The sequence below is a fragment of the Leeuwenhoekiella palythoae genome, from assembly GCF_900130045.1.
GTDB lineage: Bacteria > Bacteroidota > Bacteroidia > Flavobacteriales > Flavobacteriaceae > Leeuwenhoekiella > Leeuwenhoekiella palythoae.
The window spans coordinates 152,492-175,407 of record NZ_FQXT01000001.1 but is presented as its reverse complement, the minus strand read 5'-3'; the positions used below and the strand labels follow the sequence as shown (position 1 = coordinate 175,407).

At 39.2% G+C, this 22,916-nt stretch carries 21 protein-coding genes, 1 other RNA gene and 1 pseudogene; 15 read left to right on the top strand and 8 right to left on the bottom strand.

Going from position 1 to position 22,916, the window contains the following annotated elements; translation table 11 throughout:
- Nucleotides 1–8: 8 nt before the first annotated feature.
- The 3 genes from uvrA to BUA96_RS00770 form a co-directional block, all read right to left on the bottom strand.
- A complete protein-coding gene (gene uvrA / locus BUA96_RS00780; protein ID WP_072979331.1) occupies nt 9–2,840 on the bottom strand; it encodes an excinuclease ABC subunit UvrA in 2,832 nt (943 codons plus the stop codon).
- 115 nt (nt 2,841–2,955) lie between these two features.
- Nucleotides 2,956–4,032, bottom strand: coding sequence for a DNA topoisomerase IB (locus BUA96_RS00775; protein ID WP_072979329.1), 1,077 nt, complete (start codon nt 4,030–4,032; stop codon nt 2,956–2,958).
- Between the two features lie 194 nt (nt 4,033–4,226).
- Nucleotides 4,227–5,315, bottom strand: coding sequence for a M42 family metallopeptidase (locus tag BUA96_RS00770; RefSeq protein ID WP_128755718.1), 1,089 nt, complete (start codon nt 5,313–5,315; stop codon nt 4,227–4,229).
- Between the two features lie 106 nt (nt 5,316–5,421).
- On the opposite strand from BUA96_RS00770, the gene BUA96_RS00765 reads away from it, so the two are divergent.
- From BUA96_RS00765 to BUA96_RS00720, 10 genes are all read left to right on the top strand, one after another.
- Nucleotides 5,422–6,114 (top strand): DUF4294 domain-containing protein, encoded by a 693-nt coding sequence (locus BUA96_RS00765; protein ID WP_394365236.1) that lies wholly within the window; start codon nt 5,422–5,424, stop codon nt 6,112–6,114.
- A gap of 221 nt (nt 6,115–6,335) precedes the next feature.
- Nucleotides 6,336–6,875, top strand: a complete 540-nt coding sequence (pyrR, locus tag BUA96_RS00760) for a bifunctional pyr operon transcriptional regulator/uracil phosphoribosyltransferase PyrR (RefSeq protein ID WP_072979325.1) — start codon at nt 6,336–6,338, stop codon at nt 6,873–6,875.
- Nucleotides 6,876–6,890: 15 nt separating this feature from the next.
- A complete protein-coding gene (locus BUA96_RS00755; RefSeq protein WP_009780522.1) occupies nt 6,891–7,823 on the top strand; it encodes an aspartate carbamoyltransferase catalytic subunit in 933 nt (310 codons plus the stop codon).
- Nucleotides 7,820–8,155, top strand: coding sequence for a ribonuclease Z (locus BUA96_RS00750; RefSeq protein ID WP_072979323.1), 336 nt, complete (start codon nt 7,820–7,822; stop codon nt 8,153–8,155). The genes BUA96_RS00755 and BUA96_RS00750 overlap by 4 nt, the downstream gene beginning before the upstream one ends.
- 62 nt (nt 8,156–8,217) lie before the next feature.
- Entirely contained in the window at nt 8,218–9,138 is a 921-nt protein-coding gene (locus tag BUA96_RS00745) for a ribonuclease Z (protein WP_072979322.1), read from the top strand.
- A gap of 107 nt (nt 9,139–9,245) precedes the next feature.
- The gene (gene pdxH, locus BUA96_RS00740) at nt 9,246–9,890 is read left to right on the top strand and encodes a pyridoxamine 5'-phosphate oxidase (protein WP_072979320.1); all 645 of its coding nucleotides are present in this window, start codon (nt 9,246–9,248) and stop codon (nt 9,888–9,890) included.
- 9 nt (nt 9,891–9,899) lie between these two features.
- Nucleotides 9,900–10,385: a SixA phosphatase family protein gene (locus tag BUA96_RS00735; RefSeq protein ID WP_072979318.1), complete on the top strand. Its 486-nt coding sequence runs from the start codon at nt 9,900–9,902 to the stop codon at nt 10,383–10,385.
- Nucleotides 10,386–12,470 carry a polyphosphate kinase 1 gene (gene ppk1, locus BUA96_RS00730; RefSeq protein WP_072979316.1) on the top strand — a complete coding sequence of 695 codons (2,085 nt, stop codon included), beginning with the start codon at nt 10,386–10,388 and terminating at the stop codon, nt 12,468–12,470.
- A gap of 3 nt (nt 12,471–12,473) precedes the next feature.
- Nucleotides 12,474–13,373 (top strand): Ppx/GppA phosphatase family protein, encoded by a 900-nt coding sequence (locus BUA96_RS00725; protein WP_072979314.1) that lies wholly within the window; start codon nt 12,474–12,476, stop codon nt 13,371–13,373.
- 71 nt (nt 13,374–13,444) lie between these two features.
- Nucleotides 13,445–14,032, top strand: a complete 588-nt coding sequence (locus BUA96_RS00720) for a porin family protein (RefSeq protein WP_072979312.1) — start codon at nt 13,445–13,447, stop codon at nt 14,030–14,032.
- An 85-nt stretch (nt 14,033–14,117) separates the two neighbouring features.
- Here the strand turns inward: BUA96_RS00720 and miaE are convergent, their stop codons facing one another.
- Nucleotides 14,118–14,699, bottom strand: coding sequence for a MiaE family protein (gene miaE, locus BUA96_RS00715; RefSeq protein ID WP_072979310.1), 582 nt, complete (start codon nt 14,697–14,699; stop codon nt 14,118–14,120).
- Nucleotides 14,699–16,458, bottom strand: a pseudogene (locus tag BUA96_RS00710) (DNA polymerase III subunit gamma/tau). The gene miaE and the pseudogene BUA96_RS00710 overlap by 1 nt, the downstream one beginning before the upstream one ends.
- A gap of 184 nt (nt 16,459–16,642) precedes the next feature.
- Here BUA96_RS00710 and rnpB point away from each other — a divergent pair.
- Nucleotides 16,643–16,960, top strand: an RNA gene (gene rnpB, locus BUA96_RS00705) — RNase P RNA component class A.
- A gap of 424 nt (nt 16,961–17,384) precedes the next feature.
- Here rnpB and rsmD read toward each other — a convergent pair.
- The 3 genes from rsmD to BUA96_RS00690 are packed head-to-tail and all read right to left on the bottom strand — an operon-like array spanning nt 17,385 to nt 19,364.
- Entirely contained in the window at nt 17,385–17,927 is a 543-nt protein-coding gene (gene rsmD, locus BUA96_RS00700; protein ID WP_072979308.1) for a 16S rRNA (guanine(966)-N(2))-methyltransferase RsmD, read from the bottom strand.
- Nucleotides 17,924–18,724, bottom strand: coding sequence for a DUF3822 family protein (locus tag BUA96_RS00695; RefSeq protein WP_072979306.1), 801 nt, complete (start codon nt 18,722–18,724; stop codon nt 17,924–17,926). Before BUA96_RS00695 ends, rsmD begins: the two co-directional genes overlap by 4 nt.
- Nucleotides 18,711–19,364, bottom strand: coding sequence for a hypothetical protein (locus BUA96_RS00690; RefSeq protein WP_072979304.1), 654 nt, complete (start codon nt 19,362–19,364; stop codon nt 18,711–18,713). The genes BUA96_RS00695 and BUA96_RS00690 overlap by 14 nt, the downstream gene beginning before the upstream one ends.
- A gap of 116 nt (nt 19,365–19,480) precedes the next feature.
- Here BUA96_RS00690 and BUA96_RS00685 point away from each other — a divergent pair, with 116 nt between their 5' ends.
- Genes BUA96_RS00685 through BUA96_RS00670 form a run of 4 tightly spaced genes read left to right on the top strand, consistent with a single transcriptional unit; the run spans nt 19,481 to nt 22,771 of the window.
- Nucleotides 19,481–20,914, top strand: a complete 1,434-nt coding sequence (locus BUA96_RS00685; protein WP_072979302.1) for an ATP-dependent DNA helicase — start codon at nt 19,481–19,483, stop codon at nt 20,912–20,914.
- Between the two features lie 5 nt (nt 20,915–20,919).
- Nucleotides 20,920–21,486 carry a DUF4126 domain-containing protein gene (locus BUA96_RS00680; protein WP_072979300.1) on the top strand — a complete coding sequence of 189 codons (567 nt, stop codon included), beginning with the start codon at nt 20,920–20,922 and terminating at the stop codon, nt 21,484–21,486.
- On the top strand, nt 21,483–22,235 hold the full coding sequence (gene kdsB / locus BUA96_RS00675; RefSeq protein ID WP_072979298.1) for a 3-deoxy-manno-octulosonate cytidylyltransferase: 753 nt from the start codon (nt 21,483–21,485) through the stop codon (nt 22,233–22,235). Before BUA96_RS00680 ends, kdsB begins: the two co-directional genes overlap by 4 nt.
- Complete coding sequence (locus BUA96_RS00670) at nt 22,235–22,771, top strand: 1-acyl-sn-glycerol-3-phosphate acyltransferase (RefSeq protein ID WP_072979296.1); 537 nt, start codon at nt 22,235–22,237, stop codon at nt 22,769–22,771. The genes kdsB and BUA96_RS00670 overlap by 1 nt, the downstream gene beginning before the upstream one ends.
- Nucleotides 22,772–22,916 lie beyond the last annotated feature (145 nt).

Sequence of the window (22,916 nt, the reverse complement as noted above, 5' to 3'; positions counted from 1 at the left end):
GCAAGAGCCTAATTTAATTCATTTCGTAGAAACTTGGCGGTAAAGCTCTTTTTATCTTTTGCCACTTCTTCAGGAGTCCCTTTTGCAACAAGTTGGCCGCCATTTCTACCGCCCTCATACCCAATGTCTATGATATGATCTGCCATCTTGATCACATCGAGATTGTGCTCGATGATCAACATAGTATTTCCTTTATCGGTAAGTCTGTTAAGAACGTCCATCAAGATGCGTACATCTTCAAAATGCAAACCGGTCGTAGGTTCGTCAAGGATGTAGAAAGTATTTCCGGTGTCGCGTTTAGAAAGCTCTGTAGCTAATTTTATACGCTGGGCCTCACCACCTGAAAGCGTAGTTGATTGCTGCCCTAATGAAATATAACCTAGTCCTACATCTTGAATGGTTTTGAGCTTTCGGTAGATTTTAGGAATATGCTCAAAAAAAGGAACCGCCTCATCAATGGTCATCTCAAGAACATCGGCGATACTTTTTCCTTTATATCTAATTTCTAGCGTTTCTCTATTGAAGCGTTTCCCCTGGCAGGTTTCACATTCAACATAAACATCGGGTAGAAAGTTCATTTCTATCACACGTAAACCACCCCCTTTACAGGTTTCACAGCGTCCGCCCGCAACGTTAAAACTAAAACGGCCCGGCTTATAACCACGAATTTGAGCTTCTGGGATTTGTGCAAACAAACTGCGAATTTCACCAAAAACTCCGGTATACGTTGCGGGATTGGAGCGCGGTGTACGGCCAATTGGCGACTGATTGATGTCAATAACTTTGTCGCATTCATCTAAACCTTTGATGCTTTTATAGGGCGCAGGTTTTTTAACACCGTTAAAATAATGCGCATTCATAATAGGGTAGAGGGTCTCGTTGATCAACGTAGATTTCCCACTTCCGGAAACTCCGGTGACTACGATCATTTTACCTAACGGAAACTCAACATTTACCTTTTTAAGGTTGTTGCCTGTTGCTCCTTTTAAAACGATTTTCTTTCCGTTTCCTTTTCGGCGTTCTGCCGGAACAGCGATCTCTTTTTCTCCATTGAGATACTGAGCGGTAAGTGTATGCTGCTTTACAAGCTGTTTTGGTGTACCTTCACTTATGATCTCCCCACCGTGTTTTCCTGCAAACGGACCAATATCAATCACATAGTCAGCACGCTCGATCATATCTTTATCGTGCTCTACAACCAAAACTGAATTACCTAAATCGCGAAGGGATTCTAGCGAATTAATGAGTTTTTCATTGTCTCGCTGATGCAAACCAATACTGGGCTCATCAAGAATATAAAGCACACCTACCAGTTGCGAACCTATTTGTGTTGCAAGGCGAATACGCTGCGCCTCACCACCAGAAAGGGATTTTGAACTTCGGTTTAAGGAGAGGTAGGTCAAACCAACATCTACAAGAAACTGAAGTCTCGCATTGATCTCCTTTAAAATTTCGGTGGCGATCGCGGTTTGTTTGTCGCTTAAATTATCCGGTAAATCCTTGAACCAAGCTGCAAGTTCCAGCACATCCATTTGCGCAAGCTCGGCGATATTTTTTTCGCGTACGCGGAAGTATAATGATTCTTTTCGCAGGCGAGATCCTTCACATTCTGGGCAAACCACCTTTTCCATATATTCTTTAGCCCAGCGCTTCAGAGAAGCGGAATCATTATTGTTGTAGGTACTCTCAATAAAATTGGCAACCCCTTCAAAATCAATTTTATAATTTCGGCTAACACCTAGTGTTTTGGAGTCAACAGTGAACTTTTCCTTTCCTCCATAAAGAATCATAGTCAATGCTTCTTTAGGAATATCCTTAATAGGATCGGTCAATTTAAAGTCAAAGCGCTGCGCAATGATCTCCAGTTGCTTAAAAATCCAATTGCTTTTCTGATTTCCGTGAGGAGCTAGTCCGCCATTTTTGATAGACAATTTAGGATCCGGGATGATTTTATCCTCATTAACGACGCGTAACTCACCAATACCGTTACATTTAGGGCAGGCGCCTTTAGGTGAGTTGAACGAAAAATTATTAGGTTCAGGGTTAGGATAAGAAACTCCGGAGGTAGGACACATTAAGCTTCTGCTGAAATAACGTGCTTCGTTGGTATCGTGATCCAGAATCATCATCACATCTTCGCCGTGATACATCGCGGTATTAATGGTTTCCAGAATGCGTTTATCGATGTCCTGACCTTCTTCAATTTTCAACCGATCAATCACAATCTCTATATCGTGCGTTTTGTAGCGGTCGATTTTCATACCTTTTTCAATGTCGCGTACTTCGCCATCTACACGCACTTTGACAAAGCCTTGTTTAGCGATTTGTTCAAATAATTCGCGGTAGTGCCCTTTACGACTTCTGATAACAGGAGCCAATACGTTTACCCGTTTTCCGGCGTATTCTGTTTTGATAAGATCTTTAATCTGCTCGTCGCTGTAGCTTACCATTTTTTCGCCGGTTTCGTAGCTGTATGCATCACTAGCACGCGCATACAACAGGCGTAAGAAGTCATAAATCTCAGTGATGGTTCCTACGGTAGACCGCGGACTTTTACTCGTGGTTTTCTGCTCGATTGCGATCACCGGTGAAAGCCCTTGTATTTTATCTACATCAGGGCGCTCTAAACCACCTAAAAATTGTCTGGCATATGCCGAAAATGTTTCAATGTATCTACGCTGACCTTCAGCGTAAATGGTGTCAAATGCAAGAGAGGATTTTCCACTACCGGAAAGACCGGTAATTACAACCAGTTTTTCTCGGGGTATTTGAACGTCTATATTTTTAAGGTTATGGGCTCTCGCGCCATAAACTTCAATGTATTCTTGTGATTCTGCCATTTTCTTTTTCAAGTGTGCAAAGGTACTGTAATTGGGTGAAAAATAGAAGCAAGTCAAGGTTTGCTAAACATTAAGCAAGTGTTATTTAGCAAGCATTAGCGTAACTCATGAGTATTTAAATATTGACCTCGTAGTTAGCCAGCATTTCTTTGATAACCATTTCTGTGCGGGAGAGGTGTGAGCCAGATTTTGGCTTTATGCGGTCTACTTTTTCAAAATAAGGTAAGATAGATCCGTCTGCATAGGCTTCTGGAATCACGGGATGTACGTAATAATTGCGACACACCGTGCGGGTATTACCCAGTCCATCAGCAGCAGCGTCATACGCGGTAAGTAAATTTTTAGCGTTCTGCTTTTCTTCAGCTATATAGCCAAGGTCACGTAAGCATTCAAAAAATATTTTAGTCGCCGCCCAGGTTCTAAAGTCTTTTGCTGAAAACAGATCGCCGCTTAAATCGTGAATGTATTCATTGATCATCGTGCTGTCTACGTGATCTTTGCTTCCGTCTGAGTCATAAAATTGAAACAGTTCCCAACCAGGAATTTCTTCACATTGGTTGACTAGATCAATGAGTTTTTCATCTGTAATGGCAATGTCGTGCTCTTTACCTTTTTTCCCAACAAATTGAAACCGAATATCACTTTCTGTAGTTTTTACGTGACGGGTGCGCAACGTAGATAGCCCGTAAGTTTTATTCCGCTTGGCATAGCAATCATTGCCTACACGTATATGTGTTTCTTCCATCAACCGAACTACCAAGGCTAAAACTTTGCGTTTGGTCATCTCTGGAGCATCAAGATCTTGATCTACCTGTTTGCGTATTTGCGGTAAAACATTAGCAAATGCAGCGAGTTTTAAAAATTTTGTTTCATTTCTGAGTTTATTCCACGTTTCGTGATAGAGATAAACTTTCCGATCTTTTTCATCGCGACCCACTGCTTGTAAATGACCATTAGCGGGCTCAGCGATCAACACATCTTGCCAAGCCGGCGGGATGACTAATTCTTTTATGCGCTTAAGCAATTCCTTTGATTTTATCGTCTTATTATTCTTGCAATAAATAAATCCTTTACCGTGCTTTTTGCGACAAATGGTAAGGTGTTCATCAGTAACATAAATAAGGTCGGCAATGCGTGCAGCTTCTTCCGGGCTAGATAAAATATTCTCGAGTTTTTCCTCAGTAATGGTCATAACTCAAATTTAATCCCAATTTGAGCGTAAGCTTGCTAACGAAATAATAATATTAGATCGCAGATTTCTAATTATTTGTGAAAGTACTTTCAGAAAAAATGAAAGCTTTAGTAAAACAGGGATTCAATAAAAAATGTCCGGTGACTTTTGGTCAATCCGGACATTCCTTATGATGGCTAGTAAAGCACTTAAATTTAGTCAAAATAACTAAAGCTCTGACCGTCTTTTATTTTTAATACACTCTCGTAAATCATTTTGATCACATTTTCTACATCATCACGATGCACCATTTCTACAGTGGTATGCATATAGCGTAACGGTAAACTGATCAATGCCGAAGGCACGCCGCCGTTGCTGTAAGCGAATGCATCGGTGTCAGTCCCGGTAGCGCGACTGCTCGCAGCACGTTGAAAAGGAATGTTCTTTTCTTCGGCAGTATCAATGATCAAATCTCTTAATTTTTGCTGAATCGCAGGAGCATAAGAAATTACCGGTCCGTCGCCTATTGCCGCGTGACCATTGGTCTTCTTTTCGATCATTGGGGTGGTGGTGTCGTGCGTTACATCGGTAACGATCGCCACATTAGGTTGAATCGTGTGCGTGATCATTTCCGCGCCGCGAAGTCCGATTTCCTCTTGAACCGAGTTCACAATGTACAATCCAAAATCTAGTTTATTTTTGTTTTCTTTAAGTAAACGCGCCACTTCAGCAATCATAAATCCGCCCATTCGGTTATCAAGAGCGCGACATACAAACTTATTTTCGTTAAGCACGGTAAATGTATCCGGATACGTAATCACGCAACCTACGTGCACACCAAGTTTTTCTACTTCTTCTTTGGTTTTACAACCGGTATCGATAAAAATATTATCTAAACTTGGAGCTTTTTCGTTGCTTTTATCACGCGTATGAATCGCCGGCCAGCCAAAAACTCCCTTAACAATACCTTTTTTGGTGTGAATGTTTACCAATTTAGAAGGGGCAATTTGATGATCGCTTCCACCGTTACGTATTACGTAAATAAGACCGTCATCTGTGATGTAATTCACATACCACGAGATTTCGTCAGCATGGCCTTCAATAACCACTTTGTATTTAGCATCAGGGTTAATGACGCCTACTGCGGTTCCGTAGTTATCAGTTATGAACGTGTCTACATAGGGTTTTAGGTATTCCATCCAGATTTTTTGCCCTTCCCACTCATAACCGGTAGGAGCGGCATTATTGAGGTATGACTCTAAAAAGTCGAGTGATTTCTTATTTAAAATGCTTTTTGACATAATTATGATTTTGTACGAAAGTAAGAATATTCATGCCAAAAGCATAAAGCAATCTTGGCGATTATGTACTTTTGGAACAGTTTTAGCACAACATTATTTAAAAAAGAATTTGAAGAATTACAGCTACATATTTTTTCTGTTTTTTTGTGGAAACCTCTTAGCTCAGACTACTGAAACTACAGAGCAGGAACCTGATACTACCGCTACCGAGTATTACCTCGTAGATGGCGATAGTATTGCGCGATCAGCTATTTTTCTTGATGATGTTGTGGTTTTAGGAAGGCTCAAGTTTGATGACAATACGGCTAGACGTAGGTATCTCATTTTGAGACGGAAAACAAGAAAAGTCTGGCCTTATGCAAAACTGGCAGGCGAGCGACTCGTAGAACTCAACGAGCGTCTGGATTCTATGAAAACAAAACGGGATCGCAAGCGTTATACGAAGATCATTCAGCGGTATGTAGAAGATGAGTTTAAAGAAGAGCTCAAGAAACTCACCCGTACCGAAGGTCAAATTCTTGTAAAACTGATGTACCGTCAAACCGGTCAAACGACTTTTGACCTTATCAAAAATTACCGAAGCGGTTTAAAGGCTTTTTTACTGAATACTACAGCAAGCTTTTTTGATATTTCGCTAAAAGAAATTTACGACCCTGCCGATGTGCAAGAAGATTATTTAATCGAAGATATTTTGCAGCGTTCTTTTCAAGCTAAGGTTTTAGAACCGCAAGATCCTGCGATTGATGTCAACTTTTTAGAGTTAGAAAATAAATGGCGGAAACCATCAAAAGGGATCAAGTAGTGAAGATTTCAAAAACGAACTTGATTTACATTATTGCTGCGCTAATAACGCTAATAGGATTGATCACCGGTAAATATTTCTTCCTGTTTTTTGCGATACCATTTGGCTTCAATTGGTTTGGAAAAAAGAAAGACTAAATTGTTTGTATTTGGCAGTATGTTGAAAAGCCTCGTTCAAAAAAAATAAATACCTTTGTTTCCCAAAATAGTAGTTCTCCCATTATGAGCCAGAAAGTCTTGCTTAATGCAAAAGAAATAAACATCATTTTAAATCGACTGGCTTGTCAACTTATAGAAAATCATAAAGATTTTAAAGATACCGTTCTTATCGGGATTCAACCCCGCGGAATTTACGTCGCAGAGCGCATTAAAAAACTTCTGGAAACCGATTATCAAATCCCTGAAATTAAACTGGGCTATTTAGATATCACTTTTTTTAGAGATGATTTTAGACGTAGCGATAAACCGCTGGAAGCTAATAAAACCAAGATCAATTTTGTAGTCGAAGATAAAAACGTCGTTTTTATTGATGATGTGTTGTACACCGGCCGTAGCATTAATGCTGCGTTAACGGCAGTACAGAGTTTTGGCCGGCCAAAAAACGTTGAGCTTTTCACTTTAATTGATCGTCGTTTCAGCAGGCATTTGCCCATTCAGCCTAATTATCGTGGGCGTCAGGTAGATGCGATCAATGAAGAAAAGGTTTTGGTAAAATGGGTCGAGAACGGGGGAGAAGATGTTGTATATCTTGTAAATAAGTAATTATAAAGTAACAGAATGAGCGAGTTAAGTGTAAACCACTTATTGGGGATCAAGTATATCACAAAAGCAGATATTGACCTCATTTTTGAAACGGCAGATCATTTTAAAGAAGTAATCAATAGGCCGATTAAGAAAGTTCCTTCGTTACGAGATATTACCATTGCCAATCTTTTCTTTGAGAATTCTACACGTACTAAACTTTCTTTTGAACTTGCAGAAAAACGGCTGAGCGCAGATGTGATCAATTTTTCGGCAGGTGCTTCTTCGGTTAAAAAAGGAGAAACTTTAATAGACACGGTGAACAACATCTTGTCTATGAAAGTAGATATGGTGGTGATGCGTCATCCTAATCCGGGAGCGGGTGTTTTTCTTTCTAAAAATATTAAAGCGAGCATCGTAAATGCGGGCGATGGTGCACATGAGCATCCTACGCAAGCCTTGCTTGATAGTTATTCTATTACTAAAAAGCTGGGAGAAGTCGCCGGAAAGAAAGTCGTGATCGTAGGAGATATTCTCCACAGTCGTGTGGCGCTTTCTAATATATATGCGCTGAAGCATTTAGGAGCTGAAGTTAAAGTTTGTGGACCAAAAACTTTGATGCCAAAATATATTGAATCGCTTGGTGTTGAGGTTGAGCTTAACCTAAGAAAAGCATTAGAATGGTGTGATGTAGCCAATATGTTGCGGGTTCAAAATGAGCGTATGGATATCAGCTATTTTCCATCTACTCGGGAGTATACGCAACAATACGGTTTAGATAAAGAATTGCTTGATTCACTGGATAAAGAGATTGTCGTGATGCACCCTGGGCCTATTAATCGCGGAGTTGAGATTACCAGTGATGTGGCAGACAGCGGCCAATCTATCATACTTAATCAGGTCGAAAATGGTGTCGCAATTAGAATGGCAGTGATATATTTGCTGGCTTCAAAAATCAAACAGCAATGATCATAACCGAAAAAGATACTTATACCATTCTTGCCGATGAGGAAAACGGAGTAAAAAGTTTTGCTTCTTTTCTTGATTTTATTGTCCCCAAAGCACACGCCGAAAAGAACTTGGTAATCGACCTTTTAAAATATGAAACCCTTACTTTAGAAGAGCTTTTGTACTTTTTACCGCTTTCTAATGCGCAGCGCGCCGCGCAAAAGTCTTTTGTTCTGGTAAATAAGGCGGTTCATGTTGATCACGTGCCTGAAGAACTTATGGTAGTGCCTACACTGGATGAGGCTAAAGATGTGATCGATCTTGAAGAAATACAGCGTGATCTAGGGTTTTAAGTACTACATTCTTTAAATAGATTTTTATGCTGTAACTTACGCATATTAATCGTTCCTTATTAATGAAGCTTACCATTTTAGGCTGTTATGCAGCAACACCTCGTAGTTTTACTAATCCTACTTCACAAGTATTACAAATTAAAAACCACTTGTTTTTAATTGATTGTGGTGAGGGCACCCAAGTAGAATTACGCCGCAATAAGGTTAAGTTTTCTAAGATTAAGCACATCTTTATCTCGCATTTGCACGGGGATCATTTCTTTGGATTAGTTGGACTTATTTCTACGTTTAGATTACTCAATAGAGAAAAAGAACTGCACGTGTATGGTCCTAAAGGAATCAAACAAGCGATAACGCTTCAGTTGAAACTTTCTAATTCTTGGACCAATTATCCGCTATATTTTCACGAGTTAGAAAGCAAAGAGCCGCAGCTCATTTTTGAGGACGAAAAAGTTTCCGTAGAAACCATTCCGTTAAAGCATCGCATTTACGCCAACGGGTTTTTATTCAAAGAAAAACCGGGAGAGCGTAAACTCAATATGAATGCGTGTTTACAACACGAGATCGATGTGGTCTATTACCGAAAGATCAAAGCCGGGGGAGATGCGATACTCGATGACGGTACAGTTATACCAAACAAGGAACTTACTTTTGATCCTGATCCACCGCGCAGTTATGCGTTTTGCAGTGATACGATTTATAAGCCAGACAACCTTCCGCAGTTAAAAAATGTGACCTTTTTGTATCACGAGTCTACTTTTTTAGAAGCTCACGCTAAGTTGGCGAATCCCACCGGGCATTCTACCGCGCGTGAAGCAGGTCTTATGGCAAAGGGCGCAAATGCTCAGTATTTAATCTTGGGACATTACAGTACCCGCTATCCTGATCTGACCTTGTTTGCGAATGAGGCCAAAGCTGTTTTTGAGAATGTGCTTACCGCTGATGATGGTAAAGTTTTTGATTTTGACGAACTGCCGGTCTAGGATCTAAATTGATTTCTTTTCTTATTTAATTTTAAATTTTGGTAAAAGATACGTTTGTGCTTTTTACCTTTATAGCACATTGATGTACCTTGCTTCAAAATAAGAAAATGGCAGAAGATTTAAGCGATTATAGAAAGTCTTACGAAAAAAGTGAATTAACGATTTCGCAAAGCGAAAACAATCCGTTTGAGCAGTTTAAAAAGTGGTTTCAGGAGACCGAAGCCGTTGCGGCAGAAAGCGAAGTAAACGCGATGACGGTGTCTACAATTGGTCTTGATGGTTTTCCTAAAAGTCGTGTGGTTTTATTAAAAAGCTATGATGAAAATGGCTTTGTTTTTTATACCAATTATGAAAGCGAAAAAGGCCAGGCGATCGCTCAAAATCCCAATCTCTGTATTTCATTTTTCTGGCCCCAAATGGAACGACAAGTTATAATTAAAGGTCGTGCTGAAAAGGTGTCAGAAGCGACTTCTACAGCTTATTTTCACAGTAGACCTGCAGGAAGTCAGTTAGGTGCCTGGACGTCTCCACAAAGTGAGGTGATTCCTGATCGCGAATTTTTAGAGCAGCGTCTTGCAGACCTAGAAAAAAAATATGCCGCAACCGAAATACCTAAACCACCACATTGGGGTGGGTATCTCGTGGTGCCTACCGAATTTGAATTTTGGCAAGGTAGACCCAACCGTCTTCACGATAGGTTGCGCTATACTCCGGGCGGTGTTCACTGGAAATTAGAACGCCTTGCCCCTTAAATTTACAGTATGAAAACATTATATCTAGTACGTCACGCCAAGTCATCGTGGGAGTTTGATCTTGATGATCACGAGCGGCCCTTAAACGAGCGTGGCCTTTCAGACGCTCCTAAAATGGGAGCCTATATTCGTGAAAAAATTACATTACCACAGCGCATAGTGAGCAGTGACGCTGTTCGTGCAAAAACCACAGCTTTACTGTATTTGAAAGAGCTAGGAATCCCGGAAGAGCGGTTAGAACTTTCGCACCAATTGTATGATTTTAATGGGACGGGGCTTGATAGTTTCATACGATCTTGTGATGATGAGATTGACCGTTTGATGGTATTTGGGCACAATAATGCACTGACTTATTGGGTAAATCAATACGGAAATAAACCAATAGATAATGTAGCCACTGCAGCATTTACAGAAATTACCTTTAATGTGAAGCACTGGAGTGAAATAGATCTTGGTGAAACCAAGCTATACATCAAACCGAAGCAAATTAAATAAATGGATAACCGAATAAATATGGCCACTTTAGAAGCAGATGAAACGCGTTATATTAATAGAGAAATCAGCTGGCTGCAATTTAATGCCAGAGTCTTGCAAGAGGCTGCTGATGAAACGGTTCCGTTGATTGAGCGTTTAAGGTTTGTAGGAATCTTTTCTAATAATCTCGATGAGTTTTTTAAAGTGCGTTATGCCACGGTAAAACGTATTGTAGAAGCGGGTAAAAAGGGCCGTAAGGCTTTGGGTGTTTACGCAGCAGATGAACTTCTTGAGAAAATTACGCGCATCGTAATTCAACAGCAGGAAGAAAGTTTAAATATTATTGATGACATTCTCCAGCGTTTAAAAGAAGAGGGAATTTACGTGATCAAAGAAAATGAGGTACATTTTCCTGAGCATAGCGAGTACATTAAATCTTTTTTCACCGAAAAAGTGAGTCCGGCTTTGGTTACCATTGTTTTAAGCGATGATCTAGAGCTTCCGCGTATTCAGGATCTTGAGGCGTATCTGACGATCACCATGAAGAAAAAGGGCAGTAAAAAACCTATTTATGCTTTGGTTGAAATTCCTAGCGAGCTTGATCGTTTTGTGGTGCTTCCGCAGGTTGATGGTAATGATTATATTATGATCCTTGATGATTTGATTCGGTATAATTTAGAATCGGTTTTCAGCATATTTGAGTACGATGAGATTTCGGCACATATGATTAAGATCACGCGTGATGCTGAGCTAGATCTCGAATCTGATCTGGGGAAAAGTTTTATTGAGAAATTATCTAAAAGTGTAAAAGGGCGTGAAGATGCAGAGCCGGTACGCTTTGTACACGATCAGACTATCGGCGACGATACATTAGCTTTTTTATTGAATAAATTAGGAATTGAAAATACAGACAGTATCATTCCCGGTGGCCGTTATCACAACCGAAAGGATTATATGGATTTTCCTAGTCTTGGCCGTACAGATTTGCTTTATGCTAAGCAAAAACCGCTACCCATTAAAGGGATTAGTTTAAATGATAGTATGTTTAAAAAAGTCGCAGAAAAAGACTTTTTGCAATACACGCCGTACCACACCTTTGCATATGTAATCAAGTTTTTACGCGAGGCCGCTCTGGATCCTAAAGTAAAAACCATAAAAATCACCATTTATCGTTTGGCTAAACTGAGCCACGTGGCTAGTGCTTTGATCAATGCAGCTAAAAATGGAAAAGAAGTAACCGTGCAAATTGAATTGCGCGCCCGTTTTGATGAGGAGAGTAATATGCGTTATGCCAATAAAATGCAGGATGAAGGAGTAAAGCTCATTTTTGGTGTTCCCGGGCTCAAAGTGCACAGTAAAGTGTGTGTTATAGAGCGCTTAGAAGGTTCACGACTTAAACGTTATGGGTTTATAAGTACCGGAAACTTCAACGGTATGACCGCACGCATTTATACAGATTACACGCTATTTACCGCAAATAAGCAAATACTCAAAGACCTGAGTAAGCTCTTTAATTTCTTTGATACCAATTATATCGTCAATACGTATCAGCATTTAGTGATCTCACCGCATTATGCGCGTAATACGTTCTATAAGTTGATCGATAACGAGATCAAAAAAGTTAAAAGTGGAGGTAAAGGATACATTAGACTGAAGCTTAACAGTATGTCTAATTATGCTATCATAGATAAGCTGTACGCTGCTAGTAATGCTGGGGTAAAAATAGATATGATCATTCGTGGCGTATGTTGTTTGATTCCGGGAGTTGAAGGAATGAGTGAGAATATAAAACTGATAAGCATCGTAGATAAATTTCTAGAGCATCCTAGGGTAATGATTTTTGGAGAAGAAGGCGAGGAGAAGGTGTTTATTTCGTCGTCAGACTGGATGACTCGAAATCTTGATAATAGGGTAGAAGTAACTTGCCCAATCTATGATGAGGATATCAAGCAGGAAATTATAGATACATATACGATCTGCTGGAATGATAATGTGAAAGCCAGAGAGATTACCGCAAAACAGGACAATGCGTATCGCAAAAATGATGAGGCTCCGTTGCGCTCGCAGTTTGCGACTTACGATTACTATTTGAATAAACTTACTTAAACTATGATTCAACTAAAGAAATACGGTGCGATAGACATCGGCTCTAATGCCGTGCGCTTGCTGGTGGCAAACGTTATAGAGGTAGAAGATCGCGATCCTATTTTTAGAAAAAGTTCTTTAGTGCGTGTGCCTATTCGGTTGGGAGCTGATGTTTTTAAGGAAAAGAAAATTTCCGAAGAAAATATTGAGCGCATGATTGATACTATGGAAGCGTTTAAGCTTTTAATGAAGGCGCATAAAGTAGTAGACTATAAAGCTTGTGCTACCTCAGCAATGCGCGAAGCCACAAACGGAAGCGAGGTTGTGAAGACGATAAAGAAAAAAACAGGTGTTCAGATCACTATAATTGACGGAAGCGACGAAGCAGCGATTATTGCTAATACCGATTTGAAGTCCCTCATAGCTTCTGACCGTTCTTATTTATACGTTGATGTAGGAGGAGGTAGTACCGAATTTACATTGTATAGCGCAGGAGAGGTAGTTGCTTCCAGATCATTTAAACTAGGAACTGTACGACTACTAGAAGGTTTAGTAGGACATAACACGTGGACCGAAGTTGAAAACTGGATTAAGGAAGTCACTGCCGGACATACCAAAATTGAACTCATAGGTTCTGGTGGAAATATCAATAAGATTTTTAAACTCAGCGGTAAAAAGGACGGCAAACCCTTAACGTATTTTTATATGGTCACGTTCTACGAATTTTTACAATCTTATACTTATGAGGAACGGGTTACAGAACTTGGTTTAAATCTGGATCGTGCCGATGTGATCATCCCGGCGACCCGTATTTATCTTTCTGCAATGAAATGGAGTAGAGCTAAGAATATTCACGTTCCTAAGATAGGCTTGTCTGATGGTATCATTAAATCGCTTTACAACGATAAAAAGCTGCCGGTTTAGGTTGCAATTAAAAATAGTAGTAATATTGTTATGCTACTTTACTGAACTTCAACAAATTTAAAAATATAATTATGAAGAAATTTTTACTCGGAATATTTCTTTTGGCAGCATTTAATTCTTTTGCGCAAGGAGTACGCTACGGTGCTAAAATAGGTATGAATGTTTCTACTTTGAGTGGAGATGCCTTTGATGACTCTAGTAGTCGCTATGGTTTTGCAGCCGGTGTTTTTGCTGAAATCCCGCTGGGAAATGCATTTCAATTTCAACCGGAATTTTTATACTCCGGCCAAGGTATAAAGCCTAACACAGGGCCTGAATATAATTTTGGTAATGGAGAAGATGGTTTGCCTATGCGTCCTTTTGATGAGCGTGCTGAACTTGATTACCTTCAGTTGCCTTTACTGTTCAAAAAGAATTTTGGAAAGTTCAACATCCACTTAGGGCCGCAAGTAGGCGTTGCTGTATGGAATTCTGACAATCACGAGGTTTATAAAAATTTCGATTATTCAGGAATTGGAGGAATTGGTGTTCAGGTATTTGATTTTCTATCTATTGAAGCACGCTATTCTGTAGGATTTAGAAATGTAATCGAAGAGCGCTATTCAGGTATCGAAGGAAAAAATCAGTACTTCGCTTTAATGGCCTCCTATCGACTTTAAAAAAGTTTAGATAAAAAAATAGCCGGCAACTTGCCGGCTATTTTTTGGTATGCTGCAGAAGGTATAATAACTTAAAGCAGTTTGTTTACCCGTGAATAGTACCCTCTTTACTAAGGTCTTTCATAATTTCGGCTTCAAAATCTAGAAGATCCTGCCATTTCTTATTGACTTCTTTTTCATCACCATATTTACGGGCAAAGCCTAAAAACATAGTATAATGATTGGCTTCACTTACCATTAGGTTGTGATAAAATGTGCACAACTCTTCATCCTCAAGCTCCTGTGATAGCAATCTAAATCGTTCACAGCTTCGGGCTTCTATAAGCGCCGCGTATAACAGGCGGTGCACCAATTGTGTCGTTCTACTGCCTCCCTTCGGAAAAAATTTGAGCAATTTATTTACGTAAGCATCCTTTCGGTCCTGGCCTAAAGTCTTTCCTCTGGCAATTATTTTATCGTGAACGAGCTTAAAATGGCTGATTTCTTCTTTTACTAAAGCGATCATTTCTTGCACGAGCTCAGTATATTCAGGAAAAGAAACAATTAAAGATATTGCCGTAGAGGTTGCTTTTTGCTCGCAGAAAGCGTGATCCGTAAGAATATCATCAATATTCATTTCAACAATATTGACCCATCTTGGGTCTGTGGGTAATTTAAGTCCTAGCATTAGATATCAAGATCAAAAGTTTTACGTAGTAAGTCGAGATCAGGATTTTTATCCTTTAGTTTTTCATATTTCTCACGGGTCGTGTACGCATATTTACGCTCTGCTGCCTCATTGACCGTGATATCAATGGTGATGTCGTAATTCTGCAACTTACGCTTTAAAAATTCTAAAAGTCCGTGTTGCGCGCGTTCTAATTCTACCCGCATGGTATCGTTAGGAAACTCAATTTGAATAGCAGTTCCCTTTAACGTTGGTGTATCAGTCTCCAGATTTGAAGCCAGAATTTTTTCACCTTTTTTCTGAAGTTTTGCCACATATTCTTTCCAGGCGGCTTGCATTGCGATTTCGGTGAAAGGCTCTCGCGGCAGTTTGCTTACATCAACTTCTTTTTCAGTTTGTCGCTCAAGAATTTCTTTTTTGCGGCGTAAACCTTTTAAAGAAAGTCCTGAAACGCGCTGACTTTGATTGGTTAAATTGGGCTTTACGCGTGGTTGTTCTTGAGCGGTTTCAGGTTCAGCCGCTTGACTTGGTATAGGCTGCTTAACAGGTTCTACTGTTTTTTCCGCTGTCTGCTCTTTGTTTTGAACAGGAGCAGAAACCGTTTTCGATTCTACTGATACATTTTTAGGTGCTTGTTCAGGCTGACTTTTGAAATACGAAGCCGGAATTATGAAATTACGGGCTTTTTTTTTTCTCCATCAAAAGTGATAGAGGCCATTTGCATCAAGCATAGTTCAACTAACAGGCGAGGATTGCGACTAGTTCTATATTTTAAGTCGCATTCATTGGCGAGCTCTAAGGCTTGCATTAAAAAGTTGAAGCTTGTTTTTTGCGCTTGCTCGTGGTATTTCTTTTTAGTTTGATCACCCACTTCTAAAAGAGCAATGGTCGCGGGTTGTTTACAAACCATAAGATCGCGATAATGCGATGCTAGACCTGCGATGTAGTGGTGGCCGTCAAATCCGCGAGCTAAAATATCATTAAAGCTTAGCAGTAGTTGCGGGATATTATTTTCTAAAATGAGATCGGTAGTTTCAAAATAGGTGTCGTAATCGAGAACATTTAAGTTTTCGGTTACGGCAGCTCGTGTAAGATTTTCTCCAGAAAAACTCACCACCCGATCAAAGGTTGATAAGGCATCACGCAAAGCACCGTCTGCCTTTTGTGCTATGATGTGAAGTGCTTCTTCATCAGCGGTTATACCTTCTTGCTTAGCGATATCAACAAGGTGCTCGCGTATGTCTTTTACCGTAATTCTTTTGAAGTCAAAAATTTGACAGCGAGATAGAATAGTAGGTAATATTTTATGTTTTTCAGTGGTTGCAAGAATGAAAATAGCGTGTTTCGGTGGTTCTTCCAGCGTTTTTAAAAAGGCATTAAAAGCCGCCGAAGATAACATGTGTACCTCATCTATAATATAAACTTTATAATTGCCCACTTGTGGAGCAATACGCACTTGATCTATGAGGTTTCTAATATCATCAACAGAGTTGTTTGAAGCGGCATCCAATTCAAAAATATTAAATGCATAATCTTCATCTTCATCTACAATTTCATCGGCTTCTTGATTGATCTTTTTTGCAAGTATACGCGCACAGGTAGTTTTACCTACACCACGCGGACCGGTAAAAAGTAGGGCTTGAGCCAGATGGTTATTTGCAATGGCATTCTCTAAAGTATTGGTAATGGCCTGCTGGCCTACAACGTCTTTAAACGTGGCAGGTCTGTATTTTCGGGCTGATACTATAAATTGTTCCAATGCAGAAATCTGGTGATTATTAAGATAGAAATCGCTATAATTTCTTACGGTAACAAATATAAAAAGAGCTGTATCAATAGGCACCCAATAGCGCTGATTTTTGCTATGATGTTATCAACAATTTTTCCATTTAATAAGATTATGAACACGCTGAATGGCTAAGTTTAAAAACGTACTTTTGCGGCAAGCAGACCGCCTTATCGCTCGTGCAAACGAGAGGAAAGTCCGGACACCATAGGGAAACATAGCGGCTAACAGCCGTCAATACTTTAGATTTCTAGAGTATTAGGACCAGTGCAACAGAAAGAATGTACAGATCATGCTGTAGTGAAATCAGGTAAACTCTATGTGGTGCAATGTCATGTATACCGGCAATGAAGTGCGTCCCGTGCGATGCCGGAGGGTAGACAGATTGAGCAAACAAGTAATTGTTTGTCTAGATAAATGATAAGGGATTACAATTTTGTAATTACAGAACCCGGCTTATAGGTCTGCTTTTTTATTTAGATCGGTCTTTGGTAGCCTTTTAATCCAATCTATTGCTTCTTCAAGAGTGAAAAAAACTTCAAGTGGTTTTTTAAAAAAGGCTTTTTCAAATTGAGCAGCTTCTCGCTTTATCGCTCTATTGCTTACCACAGCCATTCCTGCAATATAGTCATAGAATGGGCAGGATAAATAATCTGTAGGATTCACGCTGTAATCATTAATTCGTAACGATATATAGCCGTAATAGGTAGCAGGCCCAAAAAAATCAGTGATAATTTTGTGAGCTTGTGCTATGTGTTCCTGCGTGAGATTTACGCCATCATGTATCTCTGAAATGACAAAATGATCGTAAAATCTTAAAACACAAAAGTTGAGTTTTATGATTTTAAGAGGTTTCAAGTTGGGATTTATTTTTAGTAAAAATACTAAAAATCAGTGTATTATGAATTTTTATTGAAAAAACTAAAAACACTACCCCCATACTTACGCGTCTCAAAACAATTAGAATGTTCTTGTAAATCTGTATGCTTGCTGTGTTCTATGATTAAGGTGCCATCATCAGTAAGTAGCTCGTTTTCTAAAACCAAGTCAACGATCTTTAAAAATTCAGAGGTTTCAAAGTCATAAGGAGGGTCTGCAAATATGATATCATAGTTTGCAGAACCTCTTGCCAAATAGCTGTAAACATCAGATTTTATGACATTGATCTGCATCTCTAAATCGTCTGAGGTTTGCTGAATAAAGCGCGCACAAGAAGCGTTGGCATCAACTGCTGTGATATTTTCACTACCTCTGGATGCAAATTCGTAGCTTATATTTCCGGTGCCGGAAAATAAATCAAGTACCGAAACTGTACTAAAAGTATATCTATTGCGTAGAATATTAAACAGCGATTCTTTGGCCATATCAGTTGTAGGCCTTACCGGTAATTTTTTTGGAGCAAGTATACGTCTGCCTTTATAACTTCCGCTGATAATTCTCATAAGCTCAATGGGTAATTTAGAATCGTGTTTTTAAGTTCTTCGGGAGTAGTTGTTTCAGGAGCAACAAGACGAACTTCTCTCACATATTGGTAGATGTACTCATAGTTGGCATCCTCTTTAGTAATAGCTCCACTTAAGACCAACGGGTGAATTTCAGGATTTAATTGAAGTTGTTCATAGCAGAACAAAATATAATAAACAAAATCCTGAGGTGTATCAAAGTTAAACTGATTGCTCAATAATAATTTTTTCTCTTGATAAGCAATAACCGAAAGTGTATGCGGTCTAACGTGAACAAAAACTTCGGCCGTTTGTGTTGATGCGACTGCAAGAGTGTTGTTTAGTAGTATTGACTGACTGTGGAAGTAAGTAAACGTTCCAAAATGATCAAAAAAGAAATTATTGATATTTGCGTAAGGCACGTAGATATTTACCAATTCTAAGGCTTCGAGCTCGTCGTAAACGATAAAATCGGTTTTTAAAATCTTGGTGTTGAATTTTAAATAATCGGTGAGATGTTTTTCGTCAAAAAGCGCCTGTGGAACTACTGTAAAAAGTTCGTTGACGTAAACCACAACTACTTCTTCAAAATTCTGTTGAAGGTTAGGAGTTGCCTCAATGATCTTTTTAATTTCAATTAAGGCTTTCTCAGGAGAAAGAGATCGCGCAAATGCAATGCTTTTCGCTTCAACACATTGATGCTCTTGATTTTTGATATAAAAAGAAAATCCATCCAGGCTAACCTGGATGGATACTATAAGATTTTCTGGGTTTTCCAGATTTTTAGTCCTCTGCATCTCCGTAACTCTTAGGCCAGTTACCGGCTGTTTTAACTTCAGTCATAGAACCTACAGTAAGATAAGCTCCATTTACTCCTTCAACAGAAACCACTTGCTTTTCTTTAGCAACATAATCTTTAGGTTGATCAGCTAATAAAATATCTTTAGAAACTTTTGCTTCAAATACCGGGATTGGCACATCACTCTTTAATATAGTCCCGGCTTCCATTTCAAATTTAGCATCAGCTACTGGAGCAGGAACATTCATCATAGTTTTGTAACGATCAGTTCCTTGGAAAAGAGAATCTTTAACAGAACGGAATCCTAATGTATCAATAATAGTAATTTCCTTATTAGTATCAACTCGGTAACGACGTGTCGCTTCTTCATCTAATACTAAAGTGTCACGGCGTTCAGTAAGTACAAATTCGGCTGTATCAATAAATGCAATTAATTGATCAAAATCTTCTGCAAACTTTCCGGTTATCTGTTTGTAAGCCATTTGAGATTTTTGAATTTCCTTTAGTTTGTTAACGGCTTTTTGATAACGTACAACTTTAAGGTCATTAAATTTTACTTCGCCGTAAACAGCGTTAAAAAGTAAATATCCTAATACTCCGATAACAACCCAAAGTACTAACTGAATTACTATTTTCATTCGATGTGTGGTTTTAGATTTTAATTAAGGTTATAAGCAAATCTACAATTTTTTTTTAATCGTTAAAGAATATCCCCTTAAATTCATTAGTATCTTTACACTTTCAATAATTATTTATGGAGCTGGATCAGCACGCATTTTATAAGCTTTTACTTAAAGATTTTCCTTTTACGCCAACCCAGAAACAAGATATTCTATTACAACAACTTAGCGACTTTATTTTTGAGCCTAAAAACAATTCTATTTACGTTTTAAAAGGCTTTGCCGGTACCGGAAAAACTACCGTGATTGGTACCATTGTTAAAAACTTGTGGAAAATTAAAATGTCATCGGTGCAGTTAGCACCTACAGGAAGGGCGGCGAAAGTCATTTCTAACTACAGTGACAAACCCGCGCATACCATTCATAGAAAAATATATTATCCTAAAAAGGAGCGGGGAGGCGGAGTCTCTTTTACGTTACAACGCAACAAGCATCGCAATACAATTTTTATTGTTGATGAAGCTTCAATGATCTCTGATAATGCAGCAGAATCTAAATTATTTGAAAACGGTTCTCTGCTTGATGATTTGATGGCATATGTATATAGTGGTCATAAATGCAAATTACTTCTAATAGGAGATCAAGCACAGCTTCCACCAGTGAAAATGGATTTAAGCCCGGCACTTGATGCGCGCAATCTTCAATTGCAGTTTGATAAAACGGTAAAAAGCATAGAACTCGATGAAGTTATGCGACAAGCCGAAACGAGTGGAATTCTTAAAAATGCGACTAGGATCAGAGAGTTCTTAAATGACGAACTCTACGAGGATTTTAAATTTGATTTAAGCGGCCAAGATGATGTGGTACGGCTTATAGATGGCCACGAAATTATGGATGCCTTAGGCGATTCTTACAGAGAATACGGCAATGAGGGGACGGCTATAATTGTACGCTCAAACAAGCGTGCAAATCTTTATAACCAGCAAATTCGCTCCCGCATACTTTTTAAAGAAGAAGAGGTGAGTGCCGGAGATTATTTTATGGTGGTGAAGAATAATTATTTTTGGTTAGATACTAAAAGTGAAGCCGGATTTATCGCCAACGGAGATATTATTGAAATTCTTGAGATTTTCAGTATAAAGGAGTTGTATGGTTTCCGCTTTGCGGAAGTAAAAATTCAAATGACAGATTATCCTAACTTGGCTCCTTTTGAAACTGTTTTACTACTTGACACCCTAACTTCAGAAACACCTTCTTTATCCTATGAAGAAGGCAATACGTTATATCAAGAAGTGATGAAAGATTATGCTGATGAGACTTCTAAGTACAAGAAGTTTATGAAGGTTAAGAACAACAAGTTTTTTAACGCTCTTCAGGTCAAATTCTCCTATGCGATTACCTGTCATAAATCACAAGGTGGTCAGTGGGAAACGATTATGGTAGAGCAGCCATATCTTCCTAACGGAATGGATAAAGATTATCTGCGTTGGCTGTATACCGCCGTTACACGTGCGCGCAAAAAGCTGTATCTTATAGGTTTTAAAGACGATATGTTTATCGAAAATTAAGCGATGTGGAACTTGCTATAAGTATTTGTTTAGGAATTGGCTTGGCGGCGGCTTCAGGCTTTAGAATATTTTTACCACTGCTAGCGCTAAGTACGGCGGCTTGTTTTGATGTGATCCAGTTGAGTACTTGGGAGTGGTTGGGCAACTGGCAGACTTTGGTTCTGCTCGGTGTGGCTTCGGTTTTTGAAATTCTAGCATATTACATTCCGTGGTTTGATAATGCACTTGATACCATTGCTGTTCCACTTGCAGCGGTTGCAGGCACTATTTTGTTTTTTGTAAGTTTAGGAGATTACGGTCCGTGGGTTTCCTGGTCGCTGGCAATCATTGGGGGAGGAGGAACAGCCGGGCTCATAGCAGGATCAACCGCTGCACTAAGAGCGACTTCGAGTGCAACTACACTAGGAATTGCTAATCCGGTTTTTGCAACCTTAGAAGCTATAGTATCCACGATATTTGCAATAGTTGCCATTTTTATTCCTATTCTTGCAGGCGTTTTGGTACTTCTGTTAGGCTACCAAATCTATAAATGGTATCACAAACGAAAGCTAAAAAAGAATTCGCTACAATGACTCAACGATTAAAGACTATTGCGATGATCCCTGCGCGCTATGAAGCATCTAGGTTTCCGGGGAAATTAATGAAGGATCTCGGCGGAAAACCGGTAATTCTGCGCACCTATGAAGCGGCTGTAAACACAAAGCTTTTTGATACGGTTTATGTAGTTACTGACAGCTCGGTCATTTACGATACAATAGTAAGTGCCGGAGGGCAGGCAATTATGAGTATCAAAGAACACAGCTGCGGGAGCGATCGTATTGCTGAGGCTGTTGCTGATCTCGATATTGATATTGTTGTGAATGTACAAGGAGACGAGCCATTTACCAATGTTGAAGATATGCGCAATGTGTTGCAAGTGTTTTATGAGGAAGATGCAGCGCAAATTGACTTAGCTTCTTTGATGACTCCTATTACTAAAATTGAAGATATTGAAAATCCTAACAATGTAAAGGTGATTGTTGATCAAGCTGATTTTGCATTGTACTTTTCGCGTGCAGCAATACCTTTTCGTCGAGATAGGGATGTTGATGTAACGTATTTCAAGCATAAAGGTATTTATGCCTTTAGAAAGCAAGCTGTGCTCGACTTTGCAAAGTTGCCGATGCGTTTGCTTGAAGCTTCAGAAAAAATTGAAGCTATACGTTATTTAGAATATGGTAAACGTATAAAAATGGTGTTGTCACACTCACCTGCTATTGGTATTGATACACCTCAGGATTTAGAAGAAGCGCGCGCAATTCTAGAAAAGCGGCAACCATAATGCGAAAACTAGCACTTTTTATCTACACGGCCTTGGGTTGGAAAATCAACGGAACATTTCCTTCTGAGGTCAAAAAAATGGTTGTCATTGCCGCTCCACACACGAGTTGGCATGACTTCTATATGGGGCTATTATTTCGAAGTGTCATCGATGTTCAAATTAATTTTTTAGGTAAAAAAGAATTGTTCAAGTGGCCCTTTGGGTGGTACTTTAGAAAAGTTGGCGGAATTCCTTTAGATCGCTTTAAAAGCGAAAATAAAGTTGATCGTATTGCCCGAATGTTTGAGGATCACGATACATTTAGACTTGCTCTTTCGCCTGAAGGTACGCGTAAGAAAGTGGACCATTGGAAAACGGGATTTTACTATATTGCTTTAAAAGCTCAAGTGCCTATTCTTCCTATTACGATGGATTTTGGTAAGAAGGAACATCGCATCGGGCGACCATTTTATCCTACCGGAAATTGCGCGCGCGACTTGCGCCAACTCCAATTATTCTTCAAAAACGTAGAAGGCAAGTTTCCTGAGCGCAGTTAATTAAGACGATTTTAAAGTTTTTGGCAATTTTTGGCAAAAATGTGGCTTCTTAATTTGTGCTAAAGCCCTGCTAAACCTTCGTTAATTCTTCATAGGTTACAAATAATAAAGTTTTGATTATTAATTGAATATGATTTTTTGTTAA

Bases quoted from the DNA above. Each gene is read 5' to 3' on its own strand.
- BUA96_RS00690 (WP_072979304.1), bottom strand. From the start codon at position 19,364: ATGAAAATAGTAATTCAGTTAGTACTTTGGGTTGTTATCGGAGTATTA.
- uvrA (WP_072979331.1), bottom strand. From the start codon at position 2,840: ATGGCAGAATCACAAGAATACATTGAAGTTTATGGCGCGAGAGCCCAT.
- BUA96_RS00725 (WP_072979314.1), top strand. From the start codon at position 12,474: ATGATTCAACTAAAGAAATACGGTGCGATAGACATCGGCTCTAATGCC.
- BUA96_RS00755 (WP_009780522.1), top strand. From the start codon at position 6,891: ATGAGCGAGTTAAGTGTAAACCACTTATTGGGGATCAAGTATATCACA.
- miaE (WP_072979310.1), bottom strand. From the start codon at position 14,699: ATGCTAGGACTTAAATTACCCACAGACCCAAGATGGGTCAATATTGTT.
- BUA96_RS00685 (WP_072979302.1), top strand. From the start codon at position 19,481: ATGGAGCTGGATCAGCACGCATTTTATAAGCTTTTACTTAAAGATTTT.
- BUA96_RS00745 (WP_072979322.1), top strand. From the start codon at position 8,218: ATGAAGCTTACCATTTTAGGCTGTTATGCAGCAACACCTCGTAGTTTT.
- rsmD (WP_072979308.1), bottom strand. From the start codon at position 17,927: ATGAGAATTATCAGCGGAAGTTATAAAGGCAGACGTATACTTGCTCCA.
- BUA96_RS00670 (WP_072979296.1), top strand. From the start codon at position 22,235: ATGCGAAAACTAGCACTTTTTATCTACACGGCCTTGGGTTGGAAAATC.
- ppk1 (WP_072979316.1), top strand. From the start codon at position 10,386: ATGGATAACCGAATAAATATGGCCACTTTAGAAGCAGATGAAACGCGT.
- BUA96_RS00695 (WP_072979306.1), bottom strand. From the start codon at position 18,724: ATGCAGAGGACTAAAAATCTGGAAAACCCAGAAAATCTTATAGTATCC.
- BUA96_RS00775 (WP_072979329.1), bottom strand. From the start codon at position 4,032: ATGACCATTACTGAGGAAAAACTCGAGAATATTTTATCTAGCCCGGAA.
- kdsB (WP_072979298.1), top strand. From the start codon at position 21,483: ATGACTCAACGATTAAAGACTATTGCGATGATCCCTGCGCGCTATGAA.
- BUA96_RS00750 (WP_072979323.1), top strand. From the start codon at position 7,820: ATGATCATAACCGAAAAAGATACTTATACCATTCTTGCCGATGAGGAA.
- pyrR (WP_072979325.1), top strand. From the start codon at position 6,336: ATGAGCCAGAAAGTCTTGCTTAATGCAAAAGAAATAAACATCATTTTA.
- pdxH (WP_072979320.1), top strand. From the start codon at position 9,246: ATGGCAGAAGATTTAAGCGATTATAGAAAGTCTTACGAAAAAAGTGAA.
- BUA96_RS00735 (WP_072979318.1), top strand. From the start codon at position 9,900: ATGAAAACATTATATCTAGTACGTCACGCCAAGTCATCGTGGGAGTTT.
- BUA96_RS00720 (WP_072979312.1), top strand. From the start codon at position 13,445: ATGAAGAAATTTTTACTCGGAATATTTCTTTTGGCAGCATTTAATTCT.